Raw genomic sequence first — 18,999 nt, 5'->3', positions numbered from 1 at the left:
TCCGCCCGAGCCATCCCGGAAAACGAAAGTCGTTTCCTGTAATCTAGGCGCGTCGGAAGCGATTGCCAAGAGAGCGCCTCGAGCGCTTCCGAGCGAACGGCGCGCGTGTCGACGAGATCCTTCGATCGAAACGTCATACGATCGAAACGGAGTGGCTTTTTTGCGGCCGTCAGGTGATTTCGGCGCGCCGTCGCGGCGGCTCGGGCGCGATGGCGACGGCGTCGCCCTCCAATGTCACAATGGCGCCGCCCAGCGTTGTTTTGAAGCGCCTTTCGGCCGCGAGCGCCGCGGCGAGCCCTTCCCCTGCGCGCTCCAGACGCTCGAGCCGCGGCTCGCCGCCGCCGATGCGCGCGATCTCCGCTGCGAGCAGGCGCAGCAGCAGCTCGCGCGGCAGAGCGCGCAAGGCCGCGGCCGCGACGTGGAATCGTTTCGTCTCGCGTTCGGCCGGCAGCTCCAGCGCGGCGCGCTCGGCGCTCCAGGCGAGCGCTTCTTCGGCGCGCGCGGCGCGGGCGGAAAGGCGCAGCAGAGCTTTAGAGTCCAGTCCTTCCGCCGCCAGAGTGGCGGCGAGACGACGCAACCGCACGCGGGCATAGGCGGGATTCTCATTGGAGGGATCGCTGACGAAATCCTGTCCGGCGACGGCGCAGACATTTTCCAGCTCCGCTTTGCGAAAGCGCAGCAGCGGCCGCAGCAGCGGCAGCCCTTCTATGCGCGACTCCGTCGCCATTGCGGCGAGGCCGGCCGTTCCGCTGCCGCGGGTCAGACGGAACAGCACGGTCTCGGCCTGATCGTCGGCGTGATGAGCGGTGACGATGGCGCTCGCGCCGATCTCTCTCGCGCAGGCGCAGAGCAGGCGATAGCGCGCCTCCCGCGCGCGCTCTTGAATGCGCGTCGTCGGCTTTTTCCCCTGCCATCGAAGAATATGATGAACAAATCCGCGCGCGCGCGCCCAGTCGCCGACTTGCGCCGCCTCCCGCGCCGCTTCGGCGCGCAGCCCATGGTCGACAGTGGCGATCTCGATGCGCTTCTGCGCCGCGAGCGGCCAGCGCGCGGCGAGCAGCATCAGAGCGATGGAATCCGGCCCGCCGGAAACGGCGAGCAGCAACGTTTCATGAGCGGCGAGCGGCGCCAGCGCGTCGGCGGGATCGGGAAGGGGCGGTTCGGCGGGCATGAAGCGATTCAGACGAGAGGGCCCGTCAGCATCGCACCTTCTTGCTTTCTTGCTGAGCGATTTCTTTCACCCGCGCCGGGGCGCCCGGATATTTCACCGCGATTTCGCCGAATGAGGCGCAGGCCTGCTCATTGGCGCCGATCTCGTGCAGCGATTGGCCGAGCCTCAGCATGGCCTCCGGCCCCTGCGGCGAGCTCGCATGTTTGGCCGTGATCTCGAGAAATTTCTCCGCCGCCTCGCGATAGCGCTTCCGCAAAAAATAGCTCTCGCCCAGGTTGAAGATCGCCTGCGGCGCGAGACGGCTCTTCGGGTTGCGCGTGAGAAAGCCGGCGAAACCCGTTTCGGCGGCTTCATATTCGCCTTGACGCAGTTTGGAGACGGCGAGGTCGAACTCGTCTCTCGGCGTTTGCGGCGGGGTGGCGGCCGGCGAGAGCGCAGCCGAGGTCGCGGCGGGCGGCGCTGGCGCTGGCGCGGCCGGCGGCGCTTCGCCGAGACGCCCGTGCGTCAGGTCGAGCGGGGCGCCGGGCGAACGCAGATCCGAGGCGCCGACTCCGCCCGTCGGAAGCGGCGCGCTCGGCGGAGTCGCGCCGATGGGGCGGGGCGCGCCGGGAGCATTCGGATTGAGGCTGGGGTCGAAAGCGTCGCCGCGCCGCTGCCCGACAGGGGAGACTGCGCCCGGGCCGGGCGGCGGCGCCTCCGGCGCGGCGACGGCGCGCGGCGGCTGCGCCGATCCGGCGGCGGGCGGCAGGCCGGCGGCGTTCTCCTGCGAGCGGCGCAGCTGATCTTCCAGCCGCCGCACGCTGTGCTGCAATTCCTCGACGAGACCGTTGAGCGAGCGGATCTGATTTTCGAGCCGGTCGATGCGGACGCTCGCCGCGCTGGCCTCGCGTCCGGCGGCGTCCTCCTCCGGGTCGCGATGGCCGAACAATTGCGTCACATCGAGACGGCGGCCGATATTCTGGCCGATGTTCTGAAGGCCCTGGCCGATCTTGTCGAGGCGCGGTCCGTTATTTTCGGGCTCGGCCGCGAAGGCCGCGCCGGCGGCCGTCACGACGCCGAGGACGGCGCCGACGAAAATGGAACGTGACGAAAGCTTCATGGCGGAATCATTCGCGGGGAGCCGTATGGGACGAGGCGTAGCATAAGCCCGGTTTCGGCCAAAGTTTGACGAAGCCGCGGCGAAGGTCGCGCGAGTTGTGGCGAAGCGTTTTCTTCGCGGCTACTCTCGCGATCGTTTCGCCGTCTTTCTCCATAGCCGGTCCGCATGACGTGTCGTCCTCGCCCAGCCGTTTTTTTCGTGATCGGCGCCGCTTTTGCGGCGTCCCTGGCCCATGCGCAGGAGGCGGCCGGCGTCTGCGCGCCGGAGGCCGGCGCTCCGGTCGAGATCGCGTCCGTGGGCGCGGAGCTCGACCTGGCGACCATGGACGGGCGCCGTCTGACGCTCGCCGGCGTCGAATTTCCGTCGCGGGAGGCGGCGCGGGAGGATTTGCGGCGCTTTCTCTCCGAGCGTCTTTCGGCCGGCCGGCTGGTCTTCCTCTCCACCGCGACGGCGGCGCCGAATCGCTGGGGCGAGGTCGCCGCCGGGCTCTTCGTCGAAGGGGAGGGGGACGAGGCGCCGCTGATCTCGCTCGCGCAAGCGACGATCGCCGCGGGGCTCGCGCGCTTTCGCCCCGATCCGGCCGCATTCGCCTGCAGCAATGGGCTGCTCGCCGCGGAGGCGCAGGCGCGTGGACGAAAGCTTGGACTTTGGGCCTCGGGCGAGTATCACATCGTCGACGCCGCTCGACCCGAAACGCTCGTCGAACAAAAGGGCATGGTTCTGGTGGAGGGCGTCGTCGGCAAGATCGGCGAGACCGGAGGCTCTCTCTATCTGAATTTCGGGCCGCGCCGGGGAGATTTCGCTGTCGTGATCTGGAAACGCAATCTCGAGACATTCACGCGGGCCGGAACGTCGCCCAGAATGCTCACGGGGCGGCGGGTGCGCGTGCGAGGATTGATTGACACAGCTTTTGGACCGCGCATGGAGCTTCTCTCTCCGGCGCAGATCGAGCTCCTCGGCGACGAACGCCCCGGCGCGCTCGGCCGGCCCTGAGGCGGGGCGGAGCGGCGCGCGTGTCGCCGCGCTCGCGGCTTCGCTGGCTTTCGGTCTATCCGGCTGCGCCCAGCTCGAGCGGCAGGGCGAAATGCTCAATGGCGGAGCCGCGTCGCAAGCGCGATTGCCGCCGGCCGTGCCGCGCACCGTCGGCGGCGAGCAGCCCTCGACCGCCGAGCATAAGGATCTCGTCGCGCAATTCGGCGGCGAATATCGCTTTTTGTCGGCCGAGCGCTATCTCGACGAGATTTTGGTCAAGCTCGCGCAGGCGAGCGACACGCCGGGCCAGGCCGCCTATAAGGTGACGATCCTCAACACGCCGGTGGTGAACGCTTTTGCTCTGCCGAGCGGAAATCTCTATGTGACGCGCGGCCTTCTCGCCCTCGCCAACGACGCCTCGGAGGCGGCCGCCGTGATGGCGCATGAGATCGCCCATGTGAGCGCGCGCCACAGCGCGCTTCGCGCCGAGCGCGAGCGTGAGGCGGAGGTCATCAGCCAGGCCGCGGCCGTCATTCAGAGCAAGCAGAAGAGCGACGACGTGCGCGCCTCGCAGCGTCTGTCCTTCGCGAGCTTTTCGCGCCTGCAGGAGCTGGAGGCGGACGCGATCGGCGTGCGCGTGGTGGCGCGCGCCGGCTTCGATCCGTACGGCGCCTCGCGCTTTCTCGCCGCGCTCGGCAAATCCGCGGAGCTGCGCGCCGTTCTGTACGGCAAGAAGAAAGCGCCCGACCTCGACATATTGGCGACGCATCCCTCGACGCCCGATCGCATCGCCAAGGCGGTGGCGGCGGCGCGGCAGATCAGCGCCCCCGGCGTCGGAACGCGTGATCGTGAGGGCTATCTCGCCGCGATCAACGGCCTCGCTTATGGCGACGATCCCAATGACGGCTTCGTGCGCGGCCGCAAATTCGCGCATCCGCGGCTGCGCTTCACCTTCGTCGCGCCGGAGGGCTTTCTGCTCGAGAATTCGAGCGAGGCCGTCTTCGGCGTGAAGGAGGGCGACGACGAGGCGCTGCGGCTCGATCGCGTGCGCGCGCCGGTCGGCAAGACGATCGAAGCCTATGTCGAATCCGGCTGGGTCGACGGGCTGTTGCGCTCGTCGATGAAGCGCATCGACGTCAACGGATTGCCGGCGGTGGTGGCCAGCGCGCGCGCCGGTGAATGGAATTTCAAGCTCGCGGTCATTCAGATCGACGATGAATTCTATCGGCTGATTTTCGCCGTGCGCGCGCTCGACGCGGAGGCGGAGCGACGTTTCGCCGCTTCCGTCGCCACATTCCGACGCTCGAGCTGGGAAGAGTCGCTCGATGTGCGCCCGCTGCGTCTCTCCATCGTGAGCGCGGGCGCAGAGGACACTGCGGAATCCATGGCGCAGCGCATGGTCGTTCCCAATCGTCCGCTCGAATATTTCCAATTGCTGAACGGCCTCGAGCATGGCGCCCGTCTCACGCCGGGCGAGAGATACAAGCTCGTCGTCGAGTGAGAAACGCGCGTCCGCGATGGAACCGTCGCGCTTCGAAAATGTTGTAAGCCTTAGAATTCCCGGGGGGGCGGACAGGCAGGGCGCCGATCGCGCAGCCGCCGGTCGCGTGACCATCTGGGAGTTCTCCTCAATCGAGGCATCGTCGCAGCGCTTTTCATTCGATCGATCTTTCGATCGAAGCCTCGATCGCGCGCGACAGCCACCCCGGAGAGCGAGAATGGCTTATTTGCCCGGAGTCGGACGCGAACTCGTGAAGGCGGCGATGGATGCGCCCTTTCTCGAACGCGAAGAAGAAAAACGTCTGGCCATCGCGTGGAAGGACAATAAGGATACGGATGCTCTGGATAAGCTCGCCTCCGCTCATATGCGGCTGGTGATCGCGCTCGCTGTGCGCTTCCGTCATTACGGGCTGCCCGTCGCCGATCTCGTGCAAGAAGGGCATGTCGGCCTGCTCGAGGCCGCCGCGCGTTTCGCGCCGGAGCGCGACGTGCGCTTCTCCACTTATGCGACCTGGTGGATTCGCGCGTCCATTCAGGATTATGTGCTGCGCAACTGGTCGATCGTGCGCGGCGGCACCAGCTCCTCGCAAAAGGCGCTGTTCTTCAATCTTCGCCGGCTTCGCGCCAAGCTCGCACATGCGCCGCAGTCGGAAGCGGGCGACGCTTTCCAGGCCATCGCCGGCGCCATCGGCGTCTCGCGCGCCGATGTGGAACTGATGAACTCGCGTCTCGCCGGCTCAGATGTCTCGCTCAACAGCCAATTGGTCGAGGACGATTCCTCGACATCGGCCGAGCGCATGGATTTTCTCGTCGACGATCGGCCGCTGCCCGACGAGGTGGTCGAGGATCGCGTCGATTCCGGGCGTCGCGCGCGCTGGCTCGCCGATGCGTTGACGCTTCTGTCCGAGCGCGAGCTGCGCATCGTGCAGGAACGGCGGCTCAGCGAGACTCTCGTTACGTTGGAGTCGCTCGGCGATCGCCTCGGAATATCGAAGGAGCGCGTCCGCCAGATCGAGAATCGCGCATTGTGCAAGCTGCGCAAGGCGCTGACCAAAGCCCAGGAGACGGCGACGCCGGCCGAATGACGCGGCTCCGCCGGCTCGAAAGAAAAAACGCGGCCCCGTTCGGGGCCGCGTTTTTTCTTTTGCGTTCGAGATTGCGCGCGATGTCAGGCGGCGCGCTCTTCGACGTCGTCCTCTTCGCCCTCTTCGCCGGCGTCGTCACTGGCGTCGGCGTCATCGCCGCCCTTGGGACCGCCGCGGCGCGGGCCCTTCTGCAGGAAGGATTCGATCAGCTTGAGCGATTCCGAATCGATGAGCTTGCGCACGGCCGCGACCTCGCGCGCCATGCGGTCGAGCGCCGCCTCATAGAGCTGGCGCTCCGAATAGGACTGCTCCGGCTGCGTGTCGGACCGATAGAGGTCTCGCACCACCTCGGCGATGGTGACGAGATCGCCCGAATTGATCTTGGCCTCATATTCCTGGGCGCGACGCGACCACATTGTGCGCTTGACGCGCGCGCGGCCGCTCAGCGTGGAGAGCGCCTTGTCGACGACCTCGTTCTCGGCCAGCTTGCGCATTCCCACGGCGGCGACCTTGCTGGTCGGCACCTTCAACGTCATCTTGTCCTTGATGAAGCTGACGACGAACAGCTCGAGGCTGAAGCCGGCCACTTCCTGCGTCTCGATCGCGATGATCTGTCCGACGCCATGCGCCGGATAGACGATGAATTCGTTCGTCTTGAACCCGAGCTTCTGCGCCGATGTCTTCGCCTTCGCGGCGGGCGTCGGCGGTTTGATGGGGGCCGCGGCCGCGGCGCGCGCGGCGACGATGGCCTTGGGCGAAAGGGCCGAGCTCGCCGCTGCGCTCGTGGGAGCGGCGGGGGCTCTGGGCGCCGGCGAAGATTTGGCGTTGACCGCCTTTCCTTGTGTCTGTTTTGGCACTGGAATGGTTTCGCTCGAAGCTGGAGTTGAAACGGCCGCCGTCGCATTCGCCCCGCTCGCGCCCGCATCGGGGGTGGCGCTCGGAGAGACGACGTCGGAGTGCTCGATATCGATATTGGTCGCGCTCTGGCGCAAGGGCGTGGTGATTCTCGTCTCCCCGGTTACGCCGGCCGCAACGGCGATTGAAGTCTGATGCGTCTGCGGAGCCTCCGAGGAGGTCTGCGGGCGGATGGTCTCGACACGCGTCGCTTCGACGCTCGGCGCGGTCTTTTGGGTCGCCTCGATCTCGATGCGGCGCTCCGTCGCGCACGCAACCTCGCCGCTGCGCTTGGCTTCGCTGCTGCGGGTGGCGCTGGCGCGCGCCCGCGCCGGCGCTTCGGCGACGGCGGCCTTGGCGACCGCGATCTTGGCGATGGCCGCCTTGGCGATGGTGGTCTTGGCCGAAGCCGCGGTCTTGGCGCTATTCTGGGTCACTTCGGCGGCGGTCTTGGCGCTTCGCGCCGCGATGGATTTCGCCGCTCCAGACCGAGCCGCGCTGGCTTTGGCGGCGGTCTTGGCGGCGGCGCGCGTCCGAGAGGAGGCGGTTTTCTGCGTTCTGGCGGAGCCGCGCTCGGCGCTCGCCGCCGAGCGACCCCCAGAAGACTTGCGGCCGGCCGAAGGCGCGGCTCCTGCGCCGACGCTCGTCCGCGCGGGTTTGGCGGCTGTCTTCCCCGCCGCGGCGGCTGTACGCGCGCTCGTTTTTGCGGTCTTGGCGGCCGCGGTCTTGGCGGAAACGCTCTTTCCCGAAGCCGTCTTTCCCGAAGCCGTCTTGCCCGAAGCCGTCTTGCCCGAAGTAGTCTTGGTGGAAGCCGTGGTCTTCGACGTCTTGCCTGCGGCGGTCGCGCTCGCCGACCTTTGGGTCCGCGTCTCGGAAGCTGCGGCCGTCCGCGCCGTTTTGCCCTCAGCGCCGCGTCGCGCTCCGGCGACGGACGCCTTGCGATTCTTTGCGGTCTTCTTGCTGGACGAGGGCATACGCGGATACTCCTTCTATTGTCCCGCTGTGGAGACGGGACGAAGCCTCGTGACCGAAGGGGCTCATTGCGCCCCGGCCAGGATAGCGCCAATGATCGCGCATGGTTCGGCTGGCGAAAGTCCGACGCTTCACAATATAGAGCCGACGCTGGCGGGCGCATCGCCGCCATCTTTGCCCATTCTCGACGTCGCGGGTTTATCTCCGATCGGGGCGCCGCGACGTTCGAGCCCTGCGCGCCCGAAAGTTAAGTCTTAATGTTCTGTATATCATGTGGTACGGCAGAAATCAAAGGAAAGGCGTCGGCGCCTTTCCGCATGGTTACGATCGGCCGGGGAGCAGCCGTTGAATCTCTTAACGATTTCGACGGCGCGGAGGTTGTGGACGGCGCGGCGTCAGTCGCCTTCGCCGGGCTCGGGCGAGAAATGCGCCTCCAGCTTGCCGGGCTTGCCGTCCCATTCCTTGGCGTCGGCCGGCGGCTCGCGCTTGACCGTGACATTGGGCCAAGTCTGAGCGTATTCGGCGTTCAGCGCCATCCATTTCTCGAGGTCCGGCTCGGTGTCGGGCTTGATCGCCTCGGCCGGACATTCGGGCTCGCACACGCCGCAGTCGATACATTCGTCCGGATGGATCACCAGCATGTTGGCGCCTTCGTAGAAGCAGTCCACGGGACAGACTTCGACGCAATCCATATATTTGCACTTGATACAGTTTTCCGTGACGACATAAGGCATGGGGGGTCCTCGATCCGCGGGCTTGCTAGCGTTTTTGAGAATGGGTTGCAAGCGGCCTCCCGGCCCGCGCGGCGCGCATGATATCCTGCGAGGCGTTGGAAGGGAATCAGTCTATGGCGGAAATCGAATCGGCGCCCGAGGGCGCCACGGCCTCGCCGGGGGCGCGTTGCTTGACGGCGCGGGCCTTGCTGCTCGGCGAGCGAATCGACACGGGCGGGCTCGAGCGCGCCGATCTCGTCTCCACCTCGCCGCTCGCCTTTCCGGCGGGGCAGGCGGGCTTCGTCGTGCTCTACCGATTCGGCGTCGCCGTGCTGTTCGGCCTGTCGCCGCTCGAGGAGGACGAGACGCTCGCCAAGGTCGGCGCCCGTGTCGCCGGCGCCGCCACGCGTCGCGACGACGAGACATTGGTGCTCGAGATCACGCCCGACAGCGACGACAAGACGCTCGCCAATGGCCGTCTCGCGATCCGCGACGCCTCCGGCGAGCGGCTGCTGGTGGTGGCGGACGCTCTGGCCAAGAGCGTGGCGCTCGCCCGCGACGAGCGGCGCGTCAACGCCGTCTTCGACACGATCGAGCCTTTCGCCGCCGATCTCGCCAGCAAGGGGCGTCCGCCATGGCGCCGCCGCGCCATGCTCGAGCTCATCGGCCAGACGCTGCTGGTGCAGCATCGCGTCTCCGGCCGCGTGGCGGTGGAGGACAAGCCAGACGTGCTCTGGGACCGGCCCGATCTGGAGCGTCTCTACACGAGGCTCGAGGACGAATATGAGCTCGAGGCGCGCAGTCACACGCTGAAGACCAAGATCGAGGTCATCGGCGAGACGGCCCGCATTCTGACCGAGATCATCGACGTCGATCGCGCGGTGCGGCTGGAGGCGACGATCATTGTGCTGATCCTCGCGGAAATCCTGCTCACTCTGTTCCAGATATTCGTGCAGCGGGCGCATTGAGAGCATTCATGCCGGAGGCGCGCGCGTGACCTTCGGCCAGCTCTCCATTCTGGCCGCGGCTCTGTTTCTGGTCGGCTCGGCGGAGGTGGTCGCCGGGCCGCTGATGACTGCGATGGCCCCGGATTTCGGCGTCGCGCCGGCCGCCATCGCCTATCTGCCGGCGGCCTATGGCCTCGCCTATGCCGGCTTCGCCATCATCGCCGGGCCTTTGTCCGATCGCTTCGGCCGCAAGCGGCCGCTGCAGGCGGGGCTGCTCGGCTTCGCGCTGCTCAGCGCCGCGCTGGCCAATTCCTCCAATCTCTCCGTGGCCATAGCGCTCAGCGGCCTCGCCGGCCTCTGCGGCGCTTTCGTGCAGCCCAATTCCCTGTCCTTCGTCGCCGACGCCTCTTCGCCGGAGGAGGTCGACGTCCGCACGGCGCGCGTTTTTATCGGGCTGATGTCGGCCTTCGTCGTCACCCCCTCCATCGCCGGATGGATCGCCGATCGTTTCGGCTGGCGCTACGCTTATTATCTTCTGGCGCTGCTGGCGGCGCTCGCCTTTGTGGCGGTTTCGGCGGCCTTTCGGCCCGGCCGCTCGCATGGCGGCGGGGTCGTCTCCTTCGTCGCCACCCATAGGGGCGCGCTGGCGACGCCCGGCGTCCTGCGACGGCTGGCGGCGAGCTATTTCTGGCTGGGCTCGGTGGCGGGCTTCGGCGTCGTCGTCGCGGATGTCGCGGCGCGCAAGCTGGCGCTCTCGCCCACCGACGCCGGCCTATTGGCGGGCTTTTTCGGCCTCGTCACGATCGCCGGCAATCTCGCCGGGCCTCTCGTGCGCAGGCTTCTCTCCTATAGGGCGCTGCCCATCGCCTGCCTCGCCGCCTCGGCCGGCGTTTTCGCTTTCGCCCTGCCGGCCGGCTCGGTCGCGCAGCTCGCGCTCATCGGACTGCCCTGGGCATTCGGCTATGGCTGCGGCGGGCCGCTGCATCACGCCCGGCTCAGCGGAATGTCGGCGCAGTTTCGCGGCACGATCAATTCCTATCACGCGAGCCTGCTCAACCTCGGCATTTTCTCGACGTCCTTCCTGTTCGGCGCGCTGGCGCCGAGTGGGCTCGTGGCCTTTTTCGCGCTGATCGGCGGAATATCGCTGATCGGCGCGACGCTGCTCGTCGTCGCCAATCTCGCCGAGCGCCGCGCGCCTACCGGCCGTTGAAACGCGCCGCCTCTTCGACGGCCGCGTCCGTCTCTCCGGGCGCGATCCAGCGGAACGACGGCAGCTGGTGGCGCGCGAAGGTGAATTGCCGTTTCGAATAATGACGCGTGTCGAGCTTGCCCTGCGATGCCGCCTCCTCGAGCGTCAGCTCGCCGCGCAAATAGCGCAGCAGATGCGGCGCCCCATGCGCGCGCATGGCCGGCAGAGCGGGGTCGAGACCGCGCGCGCCCATCGCCTCCACCTCCGCGAGCGCGCTTTCGCGCAGCATATCGTCGAAGCGCGCGGCTATGCGCCGATAAAGCTCCTCGCGCTCCGGCGCGAGGAAGAAGGCGAGGCATTGCGACGGATCGAGCAGCGAGGCCATGCGCGCTCCCTGGAAGGAGGCGAGCGGCTTGCCCGTCGCCTCGAAGACTTCCAGCGCGCGCAAGATGCGCTGCGGATCGGTCGGCCGCAGCTTCGCCGCCGTCTCGGGGTCGCTCTCGGAAAGACGCGCGTGAAGATATTCGGGCGTTCGGCCTTCCGCCTCGGCGCGGATTTTTTCGCGCACCTCCACAGGCACTTGCGGAATATCCGAGAGCCCATAGAGCGCGGCCTTGTAATACATGCCCGTGCCGCCGGCGACGATGGGCGCGACGCCCTCCTGCTCGAGCTTGCCGAGAAGGCGTCGAAAATCTTCGAGCCAGCGGCCGACGGAATAATTCACGGCGGCGTCGACATGGCCGAACAGCTCGTGGCGGATGCTGCGCTCTTCCTCCGGCGTCGGGCGGGCGGTCAAAATGCGCAGGTCGCGATAGACCTGCATCGAATCGGCGTTGACCACGGCGCCGCCGATGCGTCGGGCGATCGCCAGCGCGAGAGCGGACTTGCCGCTCGCCGTCGGGCCTGCGATGAGAATGGCGCGTCTCGTCATCGGCCCTTCGCAACGACAAAACGAGCGAAATGTCAAAAGCCCCTGTCGAACATGTCGCGACTTTCGTCGCCGGCGCCAGCGGCCCGCCGCTGACGGCCGAGGCCGTGCGCGCCTTTGCGCCCCTCGGCGCGCTGGATTGGCTGGAGAATGGCGTCGCCTGCGATGTCGCTTTTCCGCTCGCGCCAGAGGCGCTGCCGGATTTGCGTCTCGCGCTTCAGGCCGCTGCGAGCGCAGCCGGCGCCGATGTGATCGTTCAGCCGAAGGCCGGTCGGCGCAAGCGTCTCCTCGTCGCCGATATGGATTCGACCATGATCGGCCAGGAATGCGTCGACGAGCTGGCCGAATTCGCCGGCATTCGCGAGCGCATCGCGAAGATCACCGAACGCGCCATGCGCGGCGAGCTGGAGTTCGAGCCGGCGCTGCGCGAGCGGGTCGCTCTGCTCGCCGGCCTGCCGGTCTCGATCATCGAGACGATACTCGCCGAGCGCATAAGCTTCACGCCGGGCGCGCGGCGGCTGATCGCGACCATGCGCGCCAATGGCGCCTATACGGCGCTCGTCTCGGGCGGCTTCACCCTATTCGCCGAGCGCATTGCCGCCAGCCTCGGCTTTGATGAGGCGCGCGCCAATCGGCTGGAGACGCGCGAGGGGCGCATCACCGGAATCGTCTTGCCGCCGATCGCCGGCGCGGCGGCCAAGCGCGAGGCGCTCGATGAATTGCGCGAGACGCTGGCGCTGCCGGCGGAGGCGACGCTCGCGGTCGGCGACGGCGCCAATGATCTCGACATGCTCGCGGCGGCCGGCCTCGGCGTCGCCTATCACGCCAAGCCGAAAGTGGCGGAGGTCGCGGCCGCTCGCGTCGATCGCGCCGATCTTTCGGCGCTGCTCTTCGCGCAGGGCTATCGGCGGGAGGATTTCGTCGAGGGATGAGCGTCAGGCGCGACCTTCTTGAGGAACGGTCGCGACCGCGAAGCGAAAGCGTGCGCGGGTCGCCTCCGAGGTGAGAAAGGCGGCGATGGCGACGCCGATGAAATGCGCCAGCAGCAGCGCGAAATTCACCAGCAGAACGAAGACGTCCAGCGCGCGGATGATCTTGTTCGGATCGGTGATGGCGATGCCGGGCGGCTGCGACACGGTTTTTGCAACGAGCAGAGAAACGCTCAGCGACAGGCCGACGAAGGAAATGATCACGCCGGCGAGGCCGATCAGCAATCCGAGTGAGAGAAACCAGAAGGCCGTGAGTCTATGGACGCCGAGATAATCGGCCCGCGCCACGGAGCGCGCCGCGCGCGTGTAGAAAAAGGCGAGCGCCGTCGCCGCGCAGAGCAGCAGAAAAGCGAAGAGGCTCCAATAGATGGCGTCGCCATAGCCGGTCTGGCTGGGGCTGAAGGCGCGCCCGGATGTGGAAAATTGCAGCAGCACGGCGCTGGCCAGCGCGATGGCGAGCTGCGGCCAGAATTGCAGCCAGCCGAACAGGCGCAGACGCGAGGCGAGGCTTTGCGTCGGCGAGGGCTCGATGAGCGCCGGCGTGAGCTGCGCCAATTCGGCCGGCGGCGCCTCCGGGCGGAAGCGGGAGAAGCTTCCGAGCGCGAGAGTGAGAGTGATCGAAGCCGCGAGGACATAGCCGAGCAGGCGATGCGCGACGAGCAACGCATCCGAGGCTGTCGCGCCGGCGAGGCCGAGGGCCCGAGTCCAGGCCGGTCCGAGAAGATCGGCGAGCCTCGGGTCGGCGTCGGGTGAAACGGGCAAGGGATGGCCGAAGACGTCGAGCGGAGCGCCGCCGAAATAGCCCCACAGAGCGCCGGTCGCGACGAGCAGCGCGAGCGAGAGATAAATGAGAAATTCGCACGAGGCGGCGGCGTAGCGGCGCCCCTTGGACCAGCGCGCCGGCAGCGCCGGCGGCGGAACTACGAGCCGCAGCACGATCTGCGCGAGCAGCAAGGCGCCGGCGAGGACGCCGAGCGCGATATGCAGCGCGAAAGGAGGGCTCGTCAGCGGCCGCTCCGAATGAGCGGCGAGCCATCCGAGCGCCAGCGCGAGGGCGCCGAGCAGGATGACCGAGACGAAATTGATGCGGGCGATGATCGAGCGCATGGGAAAAGCGTCCGGCAAACGAAAACGCCCGCGTCGATCTCCGACGCGGGCGATCTCTTTCGCCAGATAGGGCGCTCTCGCGAAGGCGAAAGCCTGGGGCTGTCGTCAGTCGAGCGTCAGAGCGACGAAATGCGTGTCGCCCTGGGCGTTGGCGACGATCAGCAGCGCCGATTTCTTGCCGCCGTCCTTCAGCGCCTTCACCTTTTTCACGGCGTCGGCGGGATCGGCGATCGGCTCCTGATTGATTTCGAGCAATATCTCGCCCGCCTGCAGGCGCTTCTCGGCCGCGTCGGAGCGCGGATCGACGCCGGTGATGATGACGCCGTTCTTCACATTCTCTTTGATCTGGAAGCGGCTGCGCAGCTCGTCCGAGAGCGAGGAGAGCTCGAGGCCGAGCGCCTTCTGTGCGGCGGTCTTTTCGATCTGCTCATTCTTGGGCGCCTCGCGAGAGGCGACCTTTTCGCCATCCTCGAGACGGCCGAGCTTGATCGACTTCGTCTGCTCCTTGCCGTTGCGGACGACGACGACCTCTACGTCCTTGCCGACCGGCGTCGCCGCGACGAGCTTGGGCAGATCGCGCGACTCCTTGATGGGCTTGCCGTCGAATTTGACGATGACGTCGCCGGCCTTCAGCCCCGCCGTCTTCGACGGGCCCTTGTCGTCGACGCCTGCGACCAGCGCGCCGCGCGTGGCGCCGAGGCCGAGATTTTCGGCGATACCGTCATCGACATTCTGAATGCGCACGCCGAGCCAGCCGCGCCGCGTCTCGCCGAATTTCTGCAGCTGCTCGATGACCGGCTGCACGGTATTGGCCGGCGTCGCGAAGCCGATGCCGACCGAGCCGCCCGACGGCGACAGGATCGCCGTATTGATGCCGATCACCTCGCCGTCCATGTTGAACAGCGGGCCGCCAGAATTGCCCTTGTTGATGGAGGCGTCGGTCTGGATGTAATTGTCATAGGGACCGCTGTCGATATTGCGGTTGCGGGCCGAGACGATGCCGGCCGTCACCGAGCCGCCGAGGCCGAAAGGATTGCCGACGGCGAGCACCCAATCGCCGACGCGGGCCTTGTCGCTGTCGCCGAATTTCACCGCCTTCAGCGGCTTTTCGGGCTTCACCTTCAGCACCGCCACATCGACCTTCTGGTCCTTGCCGAGCACCTCGGCCTTGAGCTTCTGCCCGTCGGTGAAGATGACCGTCACCTCATTGGCGTCGGCGATGACGTGATTATTGGTGATGACGATGCCCGAAGCGTCGATGACGAAGCCGGAGCCGAGCGAGGCGGATTTGCGCTGGCGCGGCAGCTCCGGCGCGCCCTGGCCCTGCTGCTGGCGACGGCGCAAGAATTCCTCGAACAATTCGTCGAAAGGCGTCGAGGGCTGGCCGCCGGGGCCGGCGTCCTTCGACGGGCGCTTCTGGTCGACGGTCTGCGTCGCGGAGATGTTGACGACGGCGTCCGAGACATTGGCGGCGAGATCGGCCAGAGTGTCGGGGCCTTTGGCGTGCGCCGGCGTCGCCGCCAGCGGCCCGGCGACGAGCGCGCCGACGAGCCCCGCGGCGAGGGCGCGCCTCAGCGCCGTGAGTAGCGAAACGGACGCGGCAGATGTCATACTCTTGCTCTCCTGAGACCGGGCGGCGCCTCGCGCTGCGGCGACAGCGCGACTTGCGGTTCCGGCGATAGACGATGCTGCGAAGATTGTCGCACGACTTCGCTCGCACTCCGCCAGCAAAGCGGCGAGAGTTGGGCGTTCGCGCAAATCCTACCTTATGTACCTTATTTCTATCGCGACCGCGACTCTATTTCTTTTGCGGCGTCTGATCCTCGGCGGCTCTGCCGGCAGATGGCGTCCCGAAATAACGGAAGAAATCCGAGCGCGGCCCGACGAGAAAGCGGGTGTCGCCCGCTTTGAAAGCAGTCTCATAGGCCTGCATGGAGCGATAAAAGGCGAAGAAGTCCGGATCGCGGCCGAAAGCTTCGGCGAAAATGCGGTTGCGCTCGGCGTCGCCTTCGCCTTTGAGCTGATCGGCGCGGCGCTGCGCCTCGGCCTTGAGCACGATCACGTCGCGATCGGCCTTGGCGGTGATCTTCTGCGCCTGCTCGGCGCCTTGCGCGCGATACTCGGCCGCCTCGCGCGCGCGCTCGGTCTGCATTCGGCCGTAGACCTTCTCCGAAATCTGCTGCGGGAGATCGACCCGGCGGATGCGGGCGTCGACGACGTCGACGCCGAATTTGCGCGCCTCGAGATTGGCCTGCTGGCGGATCTTCACCATCAGCCCGGCGCGCTCGTCGCGCACGATCTGCTGCTGATTGGCCTCGCTCAGCACGCGCCGCACGGCGGAGTTCAGCACCGAGGCGAGCTGATTATTGGCCCCGGCGATACCGCCGACCGATTGGTAGAAGCGCAGCGGATCGACGATGCGATAGCGGATGAAGCTGTCGACTTCGAGCCGCTGATTGTCGGAGGCGAGCACTTCGAGATTGGGGCTCTCGACGTCGAGAATGCGATTGTCGAGGAAGATCACATTCTCGATGAAGGGAATTTTGAAATGCAGGCCGGGCTCGGTGATGAGCCCGCGGCCGGCGACCGGCTCGCCGAATCGCAGCACCAGCGCCTGCTCGGTCTGGGTGACGGTGAACAGCGCGCCGCCCGCCGCGATCAGCGCGAAAAGGGCGAGGATAACGCCGAAAAAAGCCAGAGAACCTTTCACTTGCGGCCTCCTTGCGTCGAAGAGAAGCCGGGCAGGGGGAGATAGGGAACGACGGAGCCGCCACCGGAGACGCCGGCCGGCGCCTCGTCGATGATGACCTTTTCGGCTCCGCCGAGCACGCGTTCCATCGTCTCGAGATAGAGACGCTGGCGCGTCACCGACGGGGCCTTCTTATATTGATCGTAGATCTGGTCGAAGCGAGACGCCTGTCCCTGCGCCTCGGCGACGATCTGCTCGCGATAGGCCTCCGCCTCCTGCAGAATGCGCGCGGAGGCGCCGCGCGCCTCCGGCACGACGCGATTCGCATAGGCTTCCGCTTCATTGCCGAGCCTCTGGAGGTCCTGCTGCGCCGCGGTCACGTCGCGAAAGGCCGCGATGACCGAGGCCGGCGGATCGACCGAGAGCAGCAGTACCTGCAGCACCAATACGCCGCTGTGATAATCGTCCAGCACCTTCTGCATCAGCTGCTGGCTCGCCGGCTCGATCAGTTTGCGGTCGGCGGTCAGGATTTTCTGGATCTGCGACTGGCCGACGATCTCGCGCATGGCGCTTTCGGCGACCGCCTTCACCGTCGCTGGCGGATTGGCGACGTTGAAGGCGTAATCCTCGGGATGCGCCGGATCGATCTGCCAGAAGACGCGGAATTTGACGTCGGCGATGTTCTCGTCGCCGGTGAGCATGAGGCTCTCTTCCGGCGCCTCCGGCGCGAGCGGACCGCGGCGCGTGGTCGGCTGCTCGCGAAAACCGATATCGACGGCGTTACGGTCGGTGACGGCGAGCTTGATCACCGTCCCGATCGGCGACGGCAGATTGTAATTGAGGCCGGCCTGCGTCTTGCCGCGATATTTGCCGAAGAGCAGATTGAGCCCGACCTCATTGGGGCCGACCGTGTAGAAGCCGCTGGCGAGCCAAGCGAGCACGGTCAGCAGCGCGAGAATGGCGACGCCGCGTCCGCCGAGGCCGGAAGGGAGCATTTGGCGCAGGCTGTCCTGCCCGCGGCGCAGCAGCTCTTCGAGATCGGGCGGCGCGCCGCCGCCGGAAGGACCGCCGCCCCAGGGACCTTGGCCCCAGGGGCCGTTGTCGTTCGGCTTGCGAGGGCCGCCGCCTTGACTGCTCCAGGGCATATCGACTCTTCGAAACAAGAGGAATGTGTCGGGCCGCGCCCGCCGATGGCGGACGCTGTTGTTTTATAGGCTTTGCGCGTGGCTTCGGCAATGAGCGGCGACGCGCGCGCGGCCGAATATCCTCGGCATTCGGCGCGTCATCGTCATCTCGGCGTCGCGATGGAGAGCAAATCTTTGAGTGAGAAGCCGTAATTGACGCCGACCCGAATGCTGTGCAGCGCCGACACCGTGCAGGTGGCGTAAGGCAGCGGGGATGTATTGGTGTCGTAGAGCGGGAGATAATGCTGCAGCTTGGCGTAGAGATATTCGGCGCGCACCGACACATTGTCCGTGATCGCGAATTGCGCGCCGGCGCCGACCGTCCAGCCCGGCAGGAATGGATTCTCGCGATTCGTCCCGTAAGTGTAGGGCGCAGCGATCACATTATAGCCGGAGAAGCTGCGCGGCGCGATGATATGGCCATAGGCGAGGCCGCCCGTCCCATAGACCAGCAGGCGATCGAAGGCATAGCCGAGGCGGATGCGGGCCGTGCCGAAGTAGCCGCCGCGCGCGCTCGACGCCTGGGCGTGGCCGTTGGAGCCGCCGCCGAGATCGCTGCGATAGGAGGCGTCGGTCTCGAAGCCGGCGATGATCTCCTTGGTCAGCGCGAAGGAATAGCCGAAGCGCAAGCCGCCTAGGAAGGCGGCGCCGTTCATCGGCACAGGGTCGGCGAATTCGCCGCCGCCGACCCCGGTTCCGGCGTCGAATCCGAAGGAGGGGCCGCTCCAGTCGATGGGCGAAGCCGTCGAGGCCGGAGTCGCGGGGGGCGGCGTCGTCGGAGCGAGCGGCGGCGTCTCGCCGGCGCGTCGGCCCGGAACCTTGCAGCTGTCGTCGAAGCTCCAGTCGCCGGAGCCGAGCGCCGCGGGCGCGGTCGCGCCGCCGTTCGCGACCGTGACGAAAGTGCAGGGTGTGTCGAGCGTTCGACAGGCGCCGCCGCCGATCGGGCAGACCTCGATGACGCCGTCATAGAGAACCGCGTCGGTGCGTCCGAGCCGCACGCGCACGGCGAAACTGGTGCCGCGCACGCCGATCGTCGCATTGGGCGTGCGTACTTCGTAGTCCTTGTGGACGGCCGGAGCGCTGATGAAGCGGAGCGCTCCCTTGGTGGCGCTGAAGACGGCGGTTTTGTCGTTGGAATAGACGAATTTGTCCAGCTTGACGCGGGAGGACGGGGCGAGCTGAAGATCGGTGCGGTCGTCGAAAACGAAGCGGCCGCGGCTCTCCGCGCCGGTGGACAGAACTTCGTCGGCATAGACGGCGTCGCCGACGCCGATCTTCGCCGTGCGGCCGTCCGATTCGCCGCGCACGTCCTTCTCGATCGCCGTGGCGCTGCCGATGTTCGGCGCCGCGCGAGAGAAAGACGTGAAAAAGGCGAGGACCGCGAGGGCGGCGACAAGTCTGCGCATGGTCGATCCGAAATTCTAAAGGGACGGGAATACGCGAATGCTCGCGCCCATCTAGCCCGACCATGAGCTCGAGCGCAACAGCGCGAGGGAAAGCAGAAGGGATGAAGCCTCGACGAAGCCCGTCACTCGCGAGGCTCGCTATCGGGCCGGCGGC

Annotated in this window: 16 protein-coding genes; 6 read left to right on the top strand and 10 right to left on the bottom strand. The window is 67.0% G+C overall.

Annotated features, from left to right (window positions below):
* Positions 1–169 precede the first annotated feature (169 nt).
* Positions 170–1,171, bottom strand: coding sequence for a tRNA lysidine(34) synthetase TilS (gene tilS, locus KP010_RS05525; protein ID WP_142864643.1), 1,002 nt, complete (start codon positions 1,169–1,171; stop codon positions 170–172).
* Positions 1,172–1,196: 25 nt separating this feature from the next.
* A complete protein-coding gene (gene ybgF, locus KP010_RS05520; protein ID WP_142864644.1) occupies positions 1,197–2,270 on the bottom strand; it encodes a tol-pal system protein YbgF in 1,074 nt (357 codons plus the stop codon).
* 198 nt (positions 2,271–2,468) lie between these two features.
* Between ybgF and KP010_RS05515 the strand changes: the two genes are divergently transcribed.
* The 3 genes from KP010_RS05515 to KP010_RS05505 all read left to right on the top strand — a co-directional run bounded on the left by KP010_RS05515 (position 2,469) and on the right by KP010_RS05505 (position 5,827).
* Complete coding sequence (locus KP010_RS05515; protein ID WP_216280515.1) at positions 2,469–3,263, top strand: nuclease (SNase); 795 nt, start codon at positions 2,469–2,471, stop codon at positions 3,261–3,263.
* A 91-nt stretch (positions 3,264–3,354) separates the two neighbouring features.
* Entirely contained in the window at positions 3,355–4,743 is a 1,389-nt protein-coding gene (locus KP010_RS05510) for a M48 family metalloprotease (RefSeq protein ID WP_246660008.1), read from the top strand.
* A 217-nt stretch (positions 4,744–4,960) separates the two neighbouring features.
* Positions 4,961–5,827, top strand: a complete 867-nt coding sequence (locus KP010_RS05505) for an RNA polymerase factor sigma-32 (protein ID WP_108917278.1) — start codon at positions 4,961–4,963, stop codon at positions 5,825–5,827.
* 83 nt (positions 5,828–5,910) lie between these two features.
* Here the strand turns inward: KP010_RS05505 and KP010_RS23225 are convergent, their stop codons facing one another.
* Both KP010_RS23225 and fdxA read right to left on the bottom strand, forming a co-directional pair.
* On the bottom strand, positions 5,911–7,695 hold the full coding sequence (locus KP010_RS23225; protein WP_371824192.1) for a CarD family transcriptional regulator: 1,785 nt from the start codon (positions 7,693–7,695) through the stop codon (positions 5,911–5,913).
* Between the two features lie 393 nt (positions 7,696–8,088).
* Positions 8,089–8,427, bottom strand: a complete 339-nt coding sequence (gene fdxA / locus KP010_RS05495) for a ferredoxin FdxA (RefSeq protein ID WP_108917279.1) — start codon at positions 8,425–8,427, stop codon at positions 8,089–8,091.
* 113 nt (positions 8,428–8,540) lie between these two features.
* On the opposite strand from fdxA, the gene KP010_RS05490 reads away from it, so the two are divergent.
* Together KP010_RS05490 and KP010_RS05485 are read left to right on the top strand one after the other, a co-directional pair.
* A complete protein-coding gene (locus KP010_RS05490; RefSeq protein WP_142863698.1) occupies positions 8,541–9,374 on the top strand; it encodes an RMD1 family protein in 834 nt (277 codons plus the stop codon).
* 25 nt (positions 9,375–9,399) lie between these two features.
* Positions 9,400–10,563, top strand: coding sequence for an MFS transporter (locus tag KP010_RS05485; protein WP_142863699.1), 1,164 nt, complete (start codon positions 9,400–9,402; stop codon positions 10,561–10,563).
* On the opposite strand, the gene miaA is transcribed toward KP010_RS05485, so the two are convergent.
* Positions 10,550–11,473 (bottom strand): tRNA (adenosine(37)-N6)-dimethylallyltransferase MiaA, encoded by a 924-nt coding sequence (miaA, locus tag KP010_RS05480; RefSeq protein WP_142863700.1) that lies wholly within the window; start codon positions 11,471–11,473, stop codon positions 10,550–10,552. The two genes, KP010_RS05485 and miaA, sit on opposite strands and share 14 nt — an antisense overlap.
* A 29-nt stretch (positions 11,474–11,502) precedes the next feature.
* On the opposite strand from miaA, the gene serB reads away from it, so the two are divergent.
* The gene (gene serB / locus KP010_RS05475) at positions 11,503–12,402 is read left to right on the top strand and encodes a phosphoserine phosphatase SerB (RefSeq protein WP_142863701.1); all 900 of its coding nucleotides are present in this window, start codon (positions 11,503–11,505) and stop codon (positions 12,400–12,402) included.
* A 3-nt stretch (positions 12,403–12,405) separates the two neighbouring features.
* Here the strand turns inward: serB and KP010_RS05470 are convergent, their stop codons facing one another.
* The 5 genes from KP010_RS05470 to KP010_RS05450 form a co-directional block, all read right to left on the bottom strand.
* Positions 12,406–13,566, bottom strand: coding sequence for a DUF3611 family protein (locus KP010_RS05470; RefSeq protein ID WP_142863702.1), 1,161 nt, complete (start codon positions 13,564–13,566; stop codon positions 12,406–12,408).
* Between the two features lie 105 nt (positions 13,567–13,671).
* Positions 13,672–15,177: a Do family serine endopeptidase gene (locus KP010_RS05465; protein WP_108917285.1), complete on the bottom strand. Its 1,506-nt coding sequence runs from the start codon at positions 15,175–15,177 to the stop codon at positions 13,672–13,674.
* 187 nt (positions 15,178–15,364) lie between these two features.
* Positions 15,365–16,276, bottom strand: a complete 912-nt coding sequence (hflC, locus tag KP010_RS05460; protein ID WP_142863703.1) for a protease modulator HflC — start codon at positions 16,274–16,276, stop codon at positions 15,365–15,367.
* Complete coding sequence (gene hflK, locus KP010_RS05455) at positions 16,273–17,400, bottom strand: FtsH protease activity modulator HflK (RefSeq protein ID WP_108917287.1); 1,128 nt, start codon at positions 17,398–17,400, stop codon at positions 16,273–16,275. Before hflK ends, hflC begins: the two co-directional genes overlap by 4 nt.
* Before the next feature lie 143 nt (positions 17,401–17,543).
* On the bottom strand, positions 17,544–18,845 hold the full coding sequence (locus KP010_RS05450) for a FecR domain-containing protein (RefSeq protein WP_142863704.1): 1,302 nt from the start codon (positions 18,843–18,845) through the stop codon (positions 17,544–17,546).
* Positions 18,846–18,999: the final 154 nt, after the last annotated feature.

This window comes from Methylosinus sp. KRF6 (assembly GCF_018887255.1).
Classification (GTDB): domain Bacteria; phylum Pseudomonadota; class Alphaproteobacteria; order Rhizobiales; family Beijerinckiaceae; genus Methylosinus; species Methylosinus sporium.
The sequence above is the reverse complement of the archived record's forward strand: the minus strand, read 5'-3'. Positions and strand labels throughout refer to the sequence as shown.